The sequence below is a fragment of the Streptomyces lydicus genome, assembly GCF_001729485.1.
In the GTDB taxonomy this organism is placed as follows: domain Bacteria; phylum Actinomycetota; class Actinomycetes; order Streptomycetales; family Streptomycetaceae; genus Streptomyces; species Streptomyces lydicus_D.
Map to the genome: position 1 here is coordinate 7316231 of NZ_CP017157.1, position 14586 is coordinate 7330816.

The following is a 14586-nucleotide window of genomic DNA, read 5'->3' on the forward strand; positions in this document are numbered from 1 at the left end:
GGATTGTCAGTGGTGCGCCGTAGCGTCGTTGACATGAATCCGCTGGGGGAACGCTGGACGACGGATCAGGTGCTCGCACTGGCACCTGACGAGGCATCACGCAGGGCGGGCGGCAAGCTCGCGGCGCCCGGGCCGTGGTCGGGGACGGGCGCGGACGACGGCGCGGTGTGGGGGCTGTGCAAGGGCAGCGGCAGGACGCCGTATCAGGCGGTGGTGGACATCAAGGGGCCGGCTTTCCGGTGCAGTTGTCCGAGCCGGAAGTTTCCGTGCAAGCACGCGCTGGGGCTGCTGCTGCTCTGGGCGGGGGACGCCGGGGCGGTGGCGGGCGGGGAGCCGCCGCAGTGGGCGGGTGAGTGGCTGGCCGGCCGTCGTGAGCGGCCCGGTGGGCCGGGGGGCGCGGCCGCCGGTTCCGGTGCCGCCTCGCGGGCGCCCGCCGATCCGGCGGCGGCCGAGCGACGGGCGGAGCGCCGGATGCGGCGCATCGGCGCGGGCGCGACGGAGTTGGAGCAGCGGCTGGAGGACCTGCTGCAGTCGGGGCTGGCCTCGGCCGACCGCGCCGGCGGGGGCGGTTCCTGGGACGAGACGGCGGCGCGCATGGTCGACGCGCAGGCGCCCGGGCTGGCCGCGCGGGCGCGGGAGTTGGGGTCGCTGGTGGCGTCGGGGCCGGACTGGCCGGCGCGGCTGCTGGAGGAGTGTGCGCTGCTGCATCTGCTCGGCCGGGGCTTCCTCGGCATCGAGGGCCTGCCGGCGCCGCTCGCGGCGACGGTCCGGTCGCGGGTCGGTCTGACGACGGAGGCGGCGGAGCTGCTGGCCGGTCCCGACGCGGCGACGGTGCGGGACCGCTGGCTGGTGCTCGCCCAACAGGACAGCGACGACGGCGCGCTGACCACCCGCCGCATCCATCTGCGGGGTGAGCGGACCGGGCGGATGGCGCTGCACCTGTCCTTCGGCGGTGCCCATCGTCCGCTGGACGTGGCGCTGCCGCCCGGTCTGGTGCTCGACGCGGACCTGGCGTTCTACCCGGGTGCCCGGCCGCTGCGCGCCGCCCTCGGGGAGCGGCATGCCCCGGCGGTTCCGGGGCCGGTGCCGCCGGGCTGCGGCATCGACGCCGCGCTGGCCGCGTACGGCGATGCGCTGCGCGACGACCCGTGGCTGGAGTCCTGGCCGGTGGTGCTCGCGGACGTCACGCCGATACCGGGCCGGGACGGCGCGGGCTGGCAACTGGCCGACGCGGACGGCGAGTCGGCGCTTCCGTTGGACCCGCGCTGTCCGGGCCGTACGGGGCTCTGGCAGCTGGCCGCCATATCGGGTGGTGCGCCGGTCACGGTCTTCGGCGAGTGCGGCCACCGCGGCTTCCTGCCGCTGACCGTCTGGGACCCGGCCCCGGTGTCCCTGTGACCGCAGGCCCCGGTCGCGCCGGACGCGACACCCTCGCACTGCTGTACCCCGTCGACCACCGATTCCTGGAGGAAGGGCATGACGACAACCACCAGCCCTGACGCCGCCCGCACGGCCGGCGACACCACACCCGCATCACCTGCTGCACCCGCCACACCGGCTTCACCTGCCGCGGCGGCAGCAGCCGACCCGTCCACCGCGCTCACCACCGCCGCCGCGCCCGCCGCTCCCCCGCCCGTCGCGGCCGCTCCCGCGCCCTGGTCCGCGCTCGTGAACGCGGCGCTGCTCGGGACCGAGCGGCGGCTGCCGCCGGTGGCGGTGCGGCCCGGCCAGGGTGCCGCGGCCGCGCTGCTGGACGCGGCCGCGGTGAGCACGGTCCGCCGCCGGGCGGCGCTGCGCCCGGCGCCGGCCGGTGAGCGGCCCGCCCCGGCCCCGGCCGACCCGCGGCCCCTGCTGCCGCCGGCCGCGCGCCGCCGGCTCGCGCTGCTGCTCGCCGACCGCGGCGGCTCCGGAGGCGGCAGCCGCCGCGGGACGGCCCCGGACCTCACCGAACTGCTGCCGCAGTGGCTGGCCGCCGCCGACGGCCACGGTTACCGCGCCCCGGAGGCGCTGCTGCCCGCGCTGCTCGACGCCGCCCGGGCGCGTACCGATCTGCGGCCGGCCGCGCTCGCCCTGGCGGGGCCGCGGGCCCTGTGGCTGGCGCGGCTCAACGACGCGTGGACGTTCGTGCTGCGGGGCAGCGGCGGCCCGGCGGAGCCGTCCGCGGCGGCGGATCCCGCACAGGTGCGGCGCCTGTGGGAGGAGGGCCTGTTCGCGGAGCGGGTGGCGCTGCTCACCGCGTTGCGCCGCCGCGACCCGCAGGAGGGGCTGGAGCTGCTGGTGACGACCTGGGCGACGGAGCGGGCCGAGGACCGCCTGCTGTTTCTCGACTCGCTGCGCGAGACCCTCGCGGCGACCGATGAGCCGTTCCTCGAACAGACGCTGTCCGACCGCAGCCGCAACGTCCGGGCCACGGCCGCCGAGCTGCTCTCCGCGCTGCCCGGGTCGGCGCTCGCGGCCCGGATGGCGCGGCGCGCGCAGGCGCACGTCAGTCCGGACCGCTCGGCCGATCCCGCGGTGATCGTCGTCGAGGCGCCGCACGAGTGCGACGCGGGGATGCAGCGGGACGGGGTGGCGCCGAAGCCGCCGTCCGGCCGGGGTGAACGGTCCTGGTGGCTGGGGCAGTTGGTGGAGGCCGCGCCGCTGGAGGGCTGGTGCGAGCGGTTCGCGGGCCGGGATCCGGCGGCGATCGTGGCGTTGCCGGTGGCCGACGACTGGCGGACCGAACTGCATGACGCCTGGTGCCGGGCCGCGGTGCGCCAGCGGAACGCGGAGTGGGCGCGGGCGCTGCTGGGCGCGCCGGCCGCTCCGGCGCAGGCCGCCGAGGTCGCGCCGGCCGGCTCGTCACGGGATCTGGCCAAGCTGCTGACCGTGCTGCCGGCCGACGAACGGGCCCGCTGGGTGGCCGAGTTCATCGCCGCGCACGGCCTGTCGGACGCGTTCCGGATGCTGGGGGTCTGCGCGGTGCCCTGGGCGGAGCCGCTGGGCCGGTCCGTCGTGGACGCCCTGGACATCGCGCGGGACGCGGGCAGCTATCCGTGGAGCTTCAGCGGCGTGATGGGCCTGGCCGAGCGGTGTCTGGACCCGGCCGCGGCGGACCGTCTGGACATGCTCACCGCGGTCACGGACGAGCCGGAGGGCGCCTCGCCCGGCTCCGGCGGCTACTGGTCCGAGGCGTTCCAGCGGCTGGTCGGCACGCTCCGGCTGCGCGCCACGATGCGTGACGAACTCGCCCCGCCGCCCGGGGGCCCGGACGGCCGGAGCGCGCGGTGAGGTGCCGCGCCCCGGCCGGGCGGCGCCGCCCGTCGGCCGGACGGCGCCGCTCCGGGTCGGGTCGTCCCGGTGCCTCAGACCGCCAGCGGGCGCACGTTGGCGTTGACCCACTCCACGATCGAGGTGGTCGTCGCGCCCGGGGTGAAGATCTCCGCGACGCCCTGGGCCTTGAGCGGAGGGATGTCCTCCTCGGGGATGATGCCGCCGCCGAAGACCTTGATGTCCGCCGCGTCGCGCTCCTCCAACAGGGCGATGACCTTCGCGAAGAGGGTGTTGTGCGCGCCGGAGAGGATGGACAGGCCGATGGCGTCGGCGTCCTCCTGGATCGCGGTGTCGACGATCTGCTCGGGGGTCTGGTGCAGGCCGGTGTAGATGACCTCCATGCCGGCGTCGCGCAGTGCCCGCGCGATGACCTTGGCGCCGCGGTCGTGCCCGTCCAGGCCCGGCTTGGCCACCACCACACGGATCGGGCCCGACCGGCCCGCCGTGCCCTGGCTCCCCGCTTGCGCCCCGCTCTGCCGAGCCACACTCATCACTGCCTCCAAGCCATGCACGGCACGGTGGTGCCGCCGAGCCGACAATCGATCGCGCGGCCGCGATCCGGCGGCCACGAGCGTGAACGAACGTTATCTCCAGCATCCCGTACCCAGCCGTTTCGTGACATCCGGCGAGGGGGAAATCACACACGGGACACGTTCGCCACGCACCGCGTCCCGCGCGCCGCGCCGCCAGGGACAGGCGGCGGCGCGCGCGGGCCGGGCGTACGGGGAGTCGCAGCCGGGCCACCGCGCCGTCGGGCGCACATCGGGACGGGTATGCCGGGACGGGCATGCCGCCTGCCCGCCGTGGCAGCTCATGGCTTCCCGCGAGGGCATTCGGGGGTCACAGCTGCCTTCCGCGTGCCGTTCGGGAGGTCAGCCATGCAGGCCCTGCCCTTTCTCTCCGCACCTCTTCTGCTCGCGCGCCTCCTCGCCGTACCGCTGCGGTGCGCCCGGCTGCTGCCGCCACGCGCCTCTTCCCTTCTGCTGCGCAGCACGGTGACGGAGCTGGCGGTGCTCGCCGGTCATCTCCTGCTGTATCCGACCGGCATCTCCCAGGAGCGGCCCCTTCCCCCGGCGGTGGAAGCGCCGCGCCCCGGCGCGGCCGGCCCGCCGTCGCCGCTGCCGACCGAAGGCCGGTCCCGTCCGCCGGTGCTCCTGCTGCACGGCTTCATCGACAACCGCTCCGTCTTCGTGCTGCTGCGCCGCTCGCTGCTCCGGCACGGCTGGCGCCATGTCGAGGCGCTCAACTACTCGCCGCTGACCTGCGATCTGCGCAAGGCGGCCGAGCTGTTGGGCCGCCATGTGGAGGAGGTGTGCCGGCGGACCGGTCACCGCCGGCTGGACCTCGTCGGCCACAGCCTCGGCGGGCTGATCGCGCGGTACTACGTCCAGCGGCTCGGCGGCGACGCCCGCGTCCGTACGGTCGTCACGCTCGGCACGCCGCACTCCGGCACCCGCGTCGCTCCACTGATGTCGGCGCACCCGATCGTCCGCCAGATGCGCCCCGATTCCGAGGTGATAGCGGAGTTGTCGCTTCCGGCGCCGAATTGCCGGACGCAATTTGTCGCTTTCTGGAGCGAGGAGGACCAGGTGATGGTTCCGGCCAGGACGGCCAGAATCGATCACCCGGATTTGATCACGTACAACGTGCATGTCGCCGGTGTCGGACATCTCGCGCTACCGGTCAACGGCGCCGTCGCAGCCGGAATACGGGAAGCCCTCGCCGCGGCGGGGGCGACGGCGGGAGAGGGCCCCGCGGAGGCCGCGTCGGTGGCGTGACCTCGCCACGCAGCGTGACGGACGGTCGAACACGCGTCGAACGGGGCGCCAAGAACTCGCATGGGCTCTGCCGAAAGGCGGCCAAATGCCCGGTCTTGCCGAGCGTAAAACCCGTGGAAGATTGTCGCCGTCGTGTACCGCCGGGTACAGTCGCCGCTAATTCTCCTGCTGCCGAGGCGAAAGAGAAGTTGGTGAACGACCGTCACCCATCGGAAGGCCCCCTTCCGACCGGCTCCGCTTCCGACGCCTCGTATGCGGACTTTCCCGCTTACGACCCGTACGGGCAGCAGCATTCCCCAGCCGGCAACGCCGAATACGGCGACGGTGACCCGCTGTTCGGCTCGCTTCCCGGCGCGTACGGGACGGAGACGTACGACACCGGCGGCTACCCGGCCGGCGGCTACGGCACCGGGACGTACGCCGCGGCCCAGGACGCCGGGAGCTACGACACGGGTGCCCACGGCACCGGCGCGGCATACGGCGCGTACGGCACGGGCGGCTACGACACGGGGTACGACACCGGGGCCTACCCGGCAGCGGCGGGCGACGGCTACACCCCCGGCGGGTACGACACCGGCAGCTACGACACGACGCAGTGGGGCACCGGCGCCTACGACACCGGTACCTACGACACCGGTACCGCCGGCGGCTACGACCCGTACGCGCACACCGCGTACGGGACGCCCGCGCCGGAGGCGGCCGGATACCCGCCGGTGACCCATGAGCCCGCCGGCCACGACGCCACCTCCTACGGCCACGGCACGTACGACACCGGCAGCCACCCCGCCGGCGGGTACGACACCGGTGCGTACGGGACGACCGGCACCTACGACGCGGCCGGCGCGTACGGGGCGGCAGACGTCTACGGGACGACGGGCGGCTTCGAGACCATCGGCCGGCAGGCCACCGCCGTCGAGGAGAGCGCGGCCTTCGCGAACGCGGAAACCGCGCACTTCGACATGGCGCACCTGGAGTCCGCGGCCTTCGACACCGGACACCGCGAGACGCCGGGGTACGAGGCCACCGCGATCTGGTCGACCGTGGACCAGGAGCTGATCGCCGGGATCCCCGCGCAGGCCGGCCCGCCGGCGGCCGACACCGTCCAGTGGGACAGCGTCACTTGGGAGGAGAGCGCCCGGCACGACGACGGCGCCCCCGGCGACGAGAACGCCCTCGGCGAGGCCCACGGCCACGACACCGCCGACGGCACGGACGCCGCCGGCACCGGTGACGCCGCCGCCGTGGCCGACGCCATGACGCAGGCCATGCCGGTCACCCCCGCCGCCCCGACCGGCCGGCGGGTCACCGGACCGGACCCGGGCAAGGCCGTCCGCGGCCGGGGCCGGCGCCGTCCGGCGAAGCGCTCGGCGCTGCTGACCGTCGCGGTGCCCTCGGTCGCCGCCATGGGGGTGTGCGGTGTGGCCGCCGCCTCCGTCGCCAACTTCAGCGGGGACGACAAGACCGACGCGGCAGCGCAGGCCGGCCCGGTCGACCCGGGCGGCGTCAAGACGACCGCCGCCAACAAGAAGCTCGACACCCAGCTCGCCGGGCTCAGCGCCAGCGCCGACGACTTCCGCGACCGGGCCAGCCGCACCCAGGAGCGGATCGACCTCAAGGAGCGGCAGGCGCTGGAGCGCAAGCGCAAGGCGGAGGCGGCGGCCCGCAAGGAGGCCCTGCGCCCCAAGTTCGTGCTGCCGGTCACCCAGCACGGGCTGAGCGCGCTCTTCGGCCAGGCCGGCGTGAACTGGATGTCGGTGCACACCGGCATCGACTTCCCGGTCAGCTACGGCACCCCGGTCATGTCCGCCACCGACGGCACCGTACGCACCCAGTGGAACTCCGCGTACGGGAACATGGCGATCGTGACGGCGCCCGACGGCACGGAGACCTGGTACTGCCACCTGAGCAGCACCAAGATCCGTTCCGGCTCGGTCAAGGCCGGCGAGCAGATCGCCTATTCGGGCAACTCCGGCAACTCCACCGGCCCGCACCTGCACTTCGAGGTCCGGCCCGGTGGCGGCGCCGCGGTCGACCCGATCCCGTGGCTGCGCAGCCACGGCCTCAACCCGAACTGACCGGCTGCCGGCAGGCCCGCTCCGGGCCTGCCGCCCCGCCCACCGGTCAGAGCTTCTCCACCGGCGCGTACCGCAGCAGCAGCCGCTTGGGCTTCTCCCCGCCGAAGTCGATGGTCGCCTCGGCGTTGTCGCCGCTGCCCTTGACGCCGACGACCGTGCCCAGGCCGAAGCTGTCGTGGGTGACGCGGTCGCCGACGGTCAGCGCGACCACCTGGCGGTCCTGGGAGCGGCGGGTCGCGAAGCCGCTGGGGCCCTTGGAGCGGGCCGACGACAGCGAGGCGCCGATGCCCGCGCCGAAACCGCCGCCACCGCCGCCGCGGGACGACAGCCCACCCATCGAGGCGGAGGGCGTCGCGGGACCCGTGCGCTTCCACTCCACGTAGTCGGCCGGGATCTCCTCCAGGAAACGGGAGGGCGGGTTGTACGAGGGCTGGCCCCAGGCGCTGCGCATCGTCGAGCGGGTCACATAGAGCCGCTCGCGGGCGCGGGTGATGCCGACGTAGGCCAGCCGGCGCTCCTCCTCCAGCTCCTTGGTCTGGCCCAGCGCGCGCATGTGCGGGAAGACGCCGTCCTCCATGCCGCTCAGGAAGACGACCGGGAACTCCAGGCCCTTGGCGGTGTGCAGCGTCATGAGCGTGATCACGCCGCTGCCCTCCTCGTCCTCGTCCGGGATCTGGTCGGAGTCGGCGACCAGCGCGACCTGCTCCAGGAACTCGGAGAGCGTGCCCGGATCCTCCTCGCCGCGGTCCTGCTCGAACTCCAGGGCCACCGCGGCGAGTTCCTGGAGGTTCTCGATCCGGGTCTCGTCCTGCGGGTCGGTGGACGCCTGGAGTTCGGCGAGGTAGCCCGTGCGCTCCAGGACGGCTTCCAGGACGGTGGCCGGGCCGGCGCCGGACTCGACGATCGTCCGCAGCTCCTCCATCAGCACGTTGAAGCGCTTGACGGCGTTGGCGGAGCGGGCGGCCATGCCGTACGCCTCGTCGACGCGGCGCAGCGCCTGCGGGAAGGTGATCTTCTCGCGCGACGACAGGGCGTCGATCATCGCCTCGGCGCGTTCGCCGATGCCGCGCTTGGGGACGTTGAGGATGCGGCGCAGCGGGACGGAGTCCTCGGGGTTGGCGAGCACCCGCAGGTAGGCGAGGACGTCGCGGACCTCCTTGCGCTCGTAGAAGCGCACGCCGCCGACGACCTTGTAGGGCAGCCCGACCCGGATGAAGATCTCTTCGAAGACGCGGGACTGGGCGTTGGTGCGGTAGAAGACCGCGACGTCGCCGGCCTTGGCGTCGCCGGTGTCGGTCAGCCGGTCGATCTCGTCGGCGACGAACTGCGCCTCGTCGTGCTCGGTGTCGGCGACATAGCCGGTGATCTTGGAGCCGGTGCCGGCGTCCGTCCAGAGGTTCTTGGGGCGGCGGTTCTCGTTGCGCTCGATGACGGCGTTGGCGGCGGACAGGATCGTCTGGCTGGAGCGGTAGTTCTGCTCCAGCAGGATCGTCGTGGCGTCCGGGTAGTCCTCCTCGAACTGGAGGATGTTGCGGATCGTGGCGCCGCGGAAGGCGTAGATCGACTGGTCGGCGTCACCGACGACGCACAGTTCGGCGGCCGGGATGTCGGGGGATGGGGGTCCCCCCGCGCGAGCGGAGCCGAGCGTGGGGGAGGTGCCCACCAGCTCGCGGACCAGGGTGTACTGGGCGTGGTTGGTGTCCTGGTACTCGTCGACGAGGACGTGCCGGAAGCGGCGGCGGTAGTGCTCGGCGACGTCGGGGAACGCCTGCAGCAGGTGGACCGTCGTCATGATGATGTCGTCGAAGTCCAGGGCGTTGGCCTCGCGCAGCCGCGCCTGGTACATCGCGTACGCCTCGGCCAGGGTCTTCTCGAACCCGTCGGTGGCGGTCCCGGCGAAGGTCTCCTCGTCGATGAGCTCGTTCTTGAGGTTGGAGATCTTCGCGCTGAAGGACTTGGGCGGGAAGCGCTTGGGGTCGAGGTCCAGATCGCGGCAGACCAGGGCCATCAGGCGCTTGGAGTCGGCGGCGTCGTAGATCGAGAAGGAGGACGTGAAGCCCAGCTTCTTGGACTCGCGGCGCAGGATGCGTACGCAGGCGCTGTGGAAGGTGGAGACCCACATCGCGTTGGCGCGCGGGCCGACGAGCTCCTCCACCCGCTCCTTCATCTCGCCGGCGGCCTTGTTCGTGAAGGTGATCGCGAGGATCTGGCCGGGGTGGACGTGGCGCTCGGCGAGCAGGTGGGCGATGCGGTGGGTGAGCACCCGGGTCTTGCCGGAGCCGGCGCCGGCGACGATCAGCAGCGGGCCGCCGGTGTGCACCACAGCGGCCTTCTGCTGGTCGTTGAGGCCCTCGAGCAGCGCGGCGGCGTCGACGGGCGGGCGGGCGGCGCCGTCGCGGTAGTAGGCGTCCCTGGGCGCGGGCGCGTCGAACCTCCCGCCGAAGAGGTCGGCGGGGATCTCCTCGGGGGCGGGCCCGTGCTCGTCCTCGGGAGGCGGCGGGGGCTCCTCCTCGCCCTTGGGGCCGAGGTCCGCCAGGAAGCTGTCGTCAAAGAGGCTGCTCATCGCCCACCGAGTCTAGGCGGCCGCACCGACAGCGCGCCGGGGAGTGGGCGATTGTCCGCCTCGTACGGGGCGGTGGCGGAAGCCGGGCGGGGGGCGACAACCTTCGCATCGCGTTCAGGTCACGAAAAGGTTTCGGGCATATCGAACATCAGCCTTCACAGGAGCCACACGAGTTGGCTAACGTCCTCGCTCAGGCAGCCCGCCTCCCCGCGATCGACAGGACCGCACGGGCCGCCGACGCCGAGTCCGGCCCTGCCACCAGGCACCCGGAGCCGGGGACCCACCAGCACCACCGGGGTGAATCGGTCCTGCGCCCGTCATCGACGGACGCCCGGACCGTAGGGCAAGCCTTCCGTCAGTAACCGCCCGAACCCGACAGCTAACCCGGTAGGCGGTTCACGGAAGGAGTTGCCGGCCTTGGCGTCCCATCGCAAGCCGCGCACCAGTGTTCTCACCTCGCCGGGGGGCCGGCGTACCGCGGCCGGGCTCACGTCCGCCGCCCTCGCCTCGGTCACCCTGCTCTCGCAGTCCGCCGACGCGGCCCCCAGGGCACCGAGGCCCACCATCGAAGAGGTCAAGCAGAAGGTCGACGGCCTCTACCGCCAGGCGGAGGTGGCCACCCAGAAGTACAACGCCGCCAAGGAGCGCGCCGACCACCAGCGCACCACCGTCGACGGCCTGCTCGACGCCGCCGCCAAGCGCGCGCAGAAGATGAACGACACCCGGCGGGAGCTGGGCACCTTCGCCTCGGCGCAGTACCGCACCGGCGGGATGAACCCGACGGCGCAGCTGATGCTCGCCAAGGACCCGCAGCAGTTCTTCGACCGCAGCCACCTCATGGAGCGGCTGACCAGCCGGCAGCAGCAGGCCGTCAGCAGCTACGAGGAGCAGGCGGCCGCGGCGGCGCGCCAGCGGGCCGAGGCCGGCCGCAGCCTGGAGCGGCTGCAGGCGTCGCAGGCGTCCCTCAAGGCGTCCAAGCAGTCGGTGCAGCAGAAGCTGGCCGAGGCCCGGCAGCTGCTGTCGCGGCTGACCGCCCAGGAGAAGGCGCGGCTGGCGGAACTGGAGCGCCAGAAGGAGGCGGCGGCCAAGCGCAAGGCCGAGGAGGAGGCGCGCCGGCAGCAGGAGCGGGAGCGCCAGCGGCAGCAGGACGGCGGCGGCACGACCGGCGGCGGTACCGCCGGCGGCGGCAGCACCACCGGGGGCACCCAGTCCACCAAGGCCGCGAAGGCGCTGGCGTTCGCCCGTGCCCAGATCGGCAAGCCGTACGTCTGGGGCGCGACCGGCCCCAGCTCCTACGACTGCTCGGGGCTGACGCAGGCGGCGTACAAGGCGGCCGGGGTCGATCTGCCGCGCACGACCTGGGACCAGGTCAAGGTCGGCCAGCGGGTGGCGACCAGCGACCTCCAGCCCGGTGACCTGGTGTTCTTCTTCGACGACATCAGCCATGTCGGCATGTACATAGGCGGCGGCAAGATGATCCACGCGCCGCACCCGGGCGCCGACGTCCGGGAGGAGTCGATCTACTACATGCCGATCTACGGGAGCGTCCGCCCGGGCTGAGCCCGGCCCCGCCCCGCCCCGCCCTGAAGACCACCCCCCACGGGCCACCCCCCACACGCCACCGCGCGGCCGTCGCCTCCGCTTCCGGAGTGCGACGACCGCGCGGTGTGCCGTTGCGGCGGCCGGGCCGCGGCGGCGCCCGGTGGGTCCCGGGGTGCCGCGGTGGCGGGTTCAGGTTCAGGTCCAGAGCACCGCGATGAAGATGTTGGCGACGGTGAGCCCACCGACCGCGCCGAAGAGCGGCTTGTCGACCGTCTCCTCGTCCCGCTTGACGTAGACCAGCGCCAGGATCACCACCAGGACGGCGAGCTTGATGCCGATCTTGATGTTGTTGACGGGGTGGCCCTGGGCCTGGTTGAGGCCGACCAGCACGATGCCGGTGACCAGCATCGTCAGCGCGCCGTGCAGCATCGCGGGCACGAAGCGCGCGGTGCCCGCGCTCATCGCCTTCATCTGGGTGAGGAAGCCGCCCAGGAGGGAGGCGATGCCGATGATGTGCAGCGCGACGAAGATATTGATTACTACGTCCATAGTGCTGGATCGTAGCCGCCGTATAGCACGGCCCCTCGGGCAGGGCGTCCGCAATCGCCGCTTCGGTCAGGGCAGACCGCTCCAGGCGTGCGGGCGACGGCGCGACGGTCAGGCCCGCTCCGGCGGCGGTCGAAAAAGGACAATGCCGGGCAAGCGGGCTCACTCGCCCGACGGCCGGGTCTAGCGTCCTCCCCCAGGCGGTCGGCTCCCGCCCCCACCGGACCCCGTACCGGTGTTCCGTCGACCGCCCCGCCGCGAGTCCGGCGGCGGTCCGCTCCTCGTTGCGGACCGCCGCCGGCCCCGGCCCGAAGGGAAGGAAGTGACGGCCACCGTGGCCTCGCACCGCAAGCCCAGGCAGCACCCGCTCGCCTCGCTCACCGGCGGCTCCCGCAGCGCGCGCACCGCCCGTACGGCCGCCACGCTCGCCCTCGCCGGCGCCGCCACCGCCACCACCTTCGACGGCACCGGCCAGGCAGCACCACCGCCCACACCCGCCCAGGTCAAGGGCCGGGTCGACGCGCTGTACCAGGAGGCAGAGGTGGCCACGCAGAACTACAACGGCGCCAAGGAGGCTGCCGACTCCGCACGCGAGGAGTTGAGCAGACTGCAGGACGAGGCCGCCCGCCGGACCTCGAAACTGAACGCCGCCCGCGCCGAACTGGGCACCCTGGCCGCCTCGCAGTACCGCTCGGGAGGGGTGGACCCGACCGTACGGCTGATGCTGTCGGCCGATCCGCAGCGCTATCTGGACGGCGCCGCGGTGCTGGAGCGCACCGGCAGCCACCAGGCGGCCGCGGTGGCCGGCTACGCGCGCCGGCTCGGCAGCGTACGGCAGGTCCGGCAGCAGGCCGCGGAGACGGCGCGGCGGATGACGGCGGGCGAGGCCACCGCGAAGAAGCACCGGGTCACCGTCGTCCGCAAGCTGGACGCCGCCGAGCAGCTGCTCAGCCGCCTGACCGCGGAGCAGCGGCAGCGGATGGCGGGCCGCGACGCGGCGCGGGACGGTGGCGGTGCCGGCCGGGCGAGCCGGGAGGCGGGCCGCGGCGACGGCCTCCTCGGCGGGATCCCCACCGGGTCGGCGGCCGCCGCGCAGGCCCCGGACTCCCGTGCCGCGCGTGCCGTCTCGTTCGCCTACGCGGCCCTCGGCAAGCCCTACGTCTGGGGCGCCACCGGCCCGTCCGCCTATGACTGCTCGGGACTGACGCAGGCCGCCTGGCGGTCCGGCGGCGTGGCCCTCCCCCGCACCACCTACACCCAGATCAACGCCGGCCCGCGCATCGAGCGATCCCAACTCGCCCCGGGTGACCTGGTGTTCTTCTACTCCGGCATCAGTCATGTCGGGCTCTACGTCGGCGACGGCAAGATGATCCACGCGCCCCATCCGGGTGCGCCGGTACGCCTCGCGCCCATCGACCAGATGCCGTTCGCGGGCGCCACGCGACCCGCGTAGCGCGGACCGCGCAGCCCGGTCCGCCGCGCCCCGGGAGCTCCTCGGCGCGGGAACCGTCCCCGGCGGCCGGGCCGTTACGCCCTGATCCGGCCGCCCAGCCAGCGGAAGACCTCCGGCACCTGCTGGCGCCACACCGCGGTGGTGTGGCCGCCCGCGTTCGCCGGGATCAGCTGCACGGTCACCGACGTCGGCCGCTTGGCCAGCTGGCGCAGGCCGATGCCCGCCTGGTAGCCGTCGCCGGCGGCGCCCGAGACGTACAGCGCCGTACGGGGCGGCCGCCCGGCCGCGTTGGCGGCCTGCAGGATGTGCAGCGGGTTGGACGTGAGGCGCAGCTTGGGGTCCTTGCCGGCGAGCGAGTCGGGCTCCAGGGCCGGGTCGTTGTAGCCGGACAGGGCGACCGCGGCGCGGTAGCGGTCCGGGTGGGCGAGGGCCAGCTTGGCGGCGCAGTGCGCACCGGCGGAGTAGCCGGCCAGCGCCCAGGAGTCCGGCTTGGTGCCGGCCCGGAAGTTGTCGGTGATCATCTTGCGTACGTCGACGGTCAGCCAGCTGTCGGCGTTGACCTTGCCGGGGAGGTTGACGCAGCCGGTGTCGGCGCCGGTGAGGATGTTGGTCCGCGGTGCCACCAGGATGAACGGCTTGACCGCGCCGCTCAGCATCAGCGGCCCGAGCTGCTCGCCGACGTGCAGCGACCCGAACCACGCCTTCGACGAGCCGGGGTAGCCGGGCAGCAGCTCGACCACCGGGAACCTCTTGTGCCGGTAGGCCGGGTCGGCGTACTGCGGCGGCAGCCAGACGTACACCTCGCCCATCACGCCCGAGATGCGGCCCTGGAGGTCGGTCATCCGCACACCGGGCCCCATCCGCGGGTCGTCGGCCGGGCGGAACCGCTGGAGCTGCTTGGGCTCGTTCTTGATCTGCTGGCCGCCCATGCCGTCGGGGCCCAGGTCCTTGGCCGCCGCGACATGGCTGTCGGTGCCGAGCAGATCGCCCCAGGTGTCGTAGAGGTTGTTGGCGTTGTTGACCATGACGAAGACCAGGGTGATGGCCGTGACCTGGGCGAACAGCAGCATCAGCAGGCGGGCCAGGCCGCGCAGCAGGGGCGGCCCGGCTATCCGGGTCCACAGGGTGAACGGCACCACGACGGCGACGATCAGCAGCAGGATCGAGGTGAGGAAGAAGGGCGTGCCCGTCAGGCTCATCGGGATCTCGTTTCCAGGACAACTACGCGAAGGACGTGGGGATGGTTCGGGCCCCGCCTCCGGCAGTGAGCCTCTCCGCGCCCTTAGATGGCGATCCGCGTGGTCCTGGTTGCCCGTC

General features: G+C 73.6%; 10 protein-coding genes and 1 riboswitch. Of the genes, 6 read left to right on the plus strand and 4 right to left on the minus strand.

Annotated features, from left to right (window positions below; all coding sequences use genetic code 11):
- The first annotated feature begins 33 nt into the window (after positions 1-33).
- Positions 34-1398 carry an SWIM zinc finger family protein gene (locus SL103_RS31705; RefSeq protein ID WP_069572399.1) on the plus strand — a complete coding sequence of 455 codons (1365 nt, stop codon included), beginning with the start codon at positions 34-36 and terminating at the stop codon, positions 1396-1398.
- Positions 1399-1476: 78 nt separating this feature from the next.
- Positions 1477-3270 carry a DUF5691 domain-containing protein gene (locus SL103_RS31710; RefSeq protein WP_079146079.1) on the plus strand — a complete coding sequence of 598 codons (1794 nt, stop codon included), beginning with the start codon at positions 1477-1479 and terminating at the stop codon, positions 3268-3270.
- A 74-nt stretch (positions 3271-3344) separates the two neighbouring features.
- Here the strand turns inward: SL103_RS31710 and SL103_RS31715 are convergent, their stop codons facing one another.
- Positions 3345-3803, minus strand: a complete 459-nt coding sequence (locus SL103_RS31715; protein WP_069572401.1) for a cobalamin B12-binding domain-containing protein — start codon at positions 3801-3803, stop codon at positions 3345-3347.
- 387 nt (positions 3804-4190) lie between these two features.
- Between SL103_RS31715 and SL103_RS31720 the strand changes: the two genes are divergently transcribed.
- Positions 4191-5090 (plus strand): esterase/lipase family protein, encoded by a 900-nt coding sequence (locus SL103_RS31720; protein WP_069572402.1) that lies wholly within the window; start codon positions 4191-4193, stop codon positions 5088-5090.
- A 191-nt stretch (positions 5091-5281) separates the two neighbouring features.
- Positions 5282-7165, plus strand: coding sequence for a M23 family metallopeptidase (locus SL103_RS31725; RefSeq protein ID WP_069572403.1), 1884 nt, complete (start codon positions 5282-5284; stop codon positions 7163-7165).
- Positions 7166-7211: 46 nt separating this feature from the next.
- On the opposite strand, the gene pcrA is transcribed toward SL103_RS31725, so the two are convergent.
- A complete protein-coding gene (gene pcrA, locus SL103_RS31730; RefSeq protein ID WP_069572404.1) occupies positions 7212-9728 on the minus strand; it encodes a DNA helicase PcrA in 2517 nt (838 codons plus the stop codon).
- Between the two features lie 228 nt (positions 9729-9956).
- Positions 9957-10138: riboswitch (cyclic di-AMP (ydaO/yuaA leader) on the plus strand.
- Between the two features lie 7 nt (positions 10139-10145).
- On the opposite strand from pcrA, the gene SL103_RS31735 reads away from it, so the two are divergent.
- Complete coding sequence (locus SL103_RS31735; RefSeq protein ID WP_069572405.1) at positions 10146-11288, plus strand: NlpC/P60 family protein; 1143 nt, start codon at positions 10146-10148, stop codon at positions 11286-11288.
- Positions 11289-11465: 177 nt separating this feature from the next.
- Here SL103_RS31735 and SL103_RS31740 read toward each other — a convergent pair whose 3' ends face one another.
- Positions 11466-11819 carry a hypothetical protein gene (locus SL103_RS31740; protein ID WP_069572406.1) on the minus strand — a complete coding sequence of 118 codons (354 nt, stop codon included), beginning with the start codon at positions 11817-11819 and terminating at the stop codon, positions 11466-11468.
- A gap of 319 nt (positions 11820-12138) precedes the next feature.
- Between SL103_RS31740 and SL103_RS31745 the strand changes: the two genes are divergently transcribed.
- Positions 12139-13269: a C40 family peptidase gene (locus SL103_RS31745; protein WP_079146080.1), complete on the plus strand. Its 1131-nt coding sequence runs from the start codon at positions 12139-12141 to the stop codon at positions 13267-13269.
- Positions 13270-13343: 74 nt separating this feature from the next.
- Here the strand turns inward: SL103_RS31745 and SL103_RS31750 are convergent, their stop codons facing one another.
- Positions 13344-14468, minus strand: a complete 1125-nt coding sequence (locus SL103_RS31750) for an alpha/beta hydrolase (protein ID WP_069572407.1) — start codon at positions 14466-14468, stop codon at positions 13344-13346.
- Positions 14469-14586 lie beyond the last annotated feature (118 nt).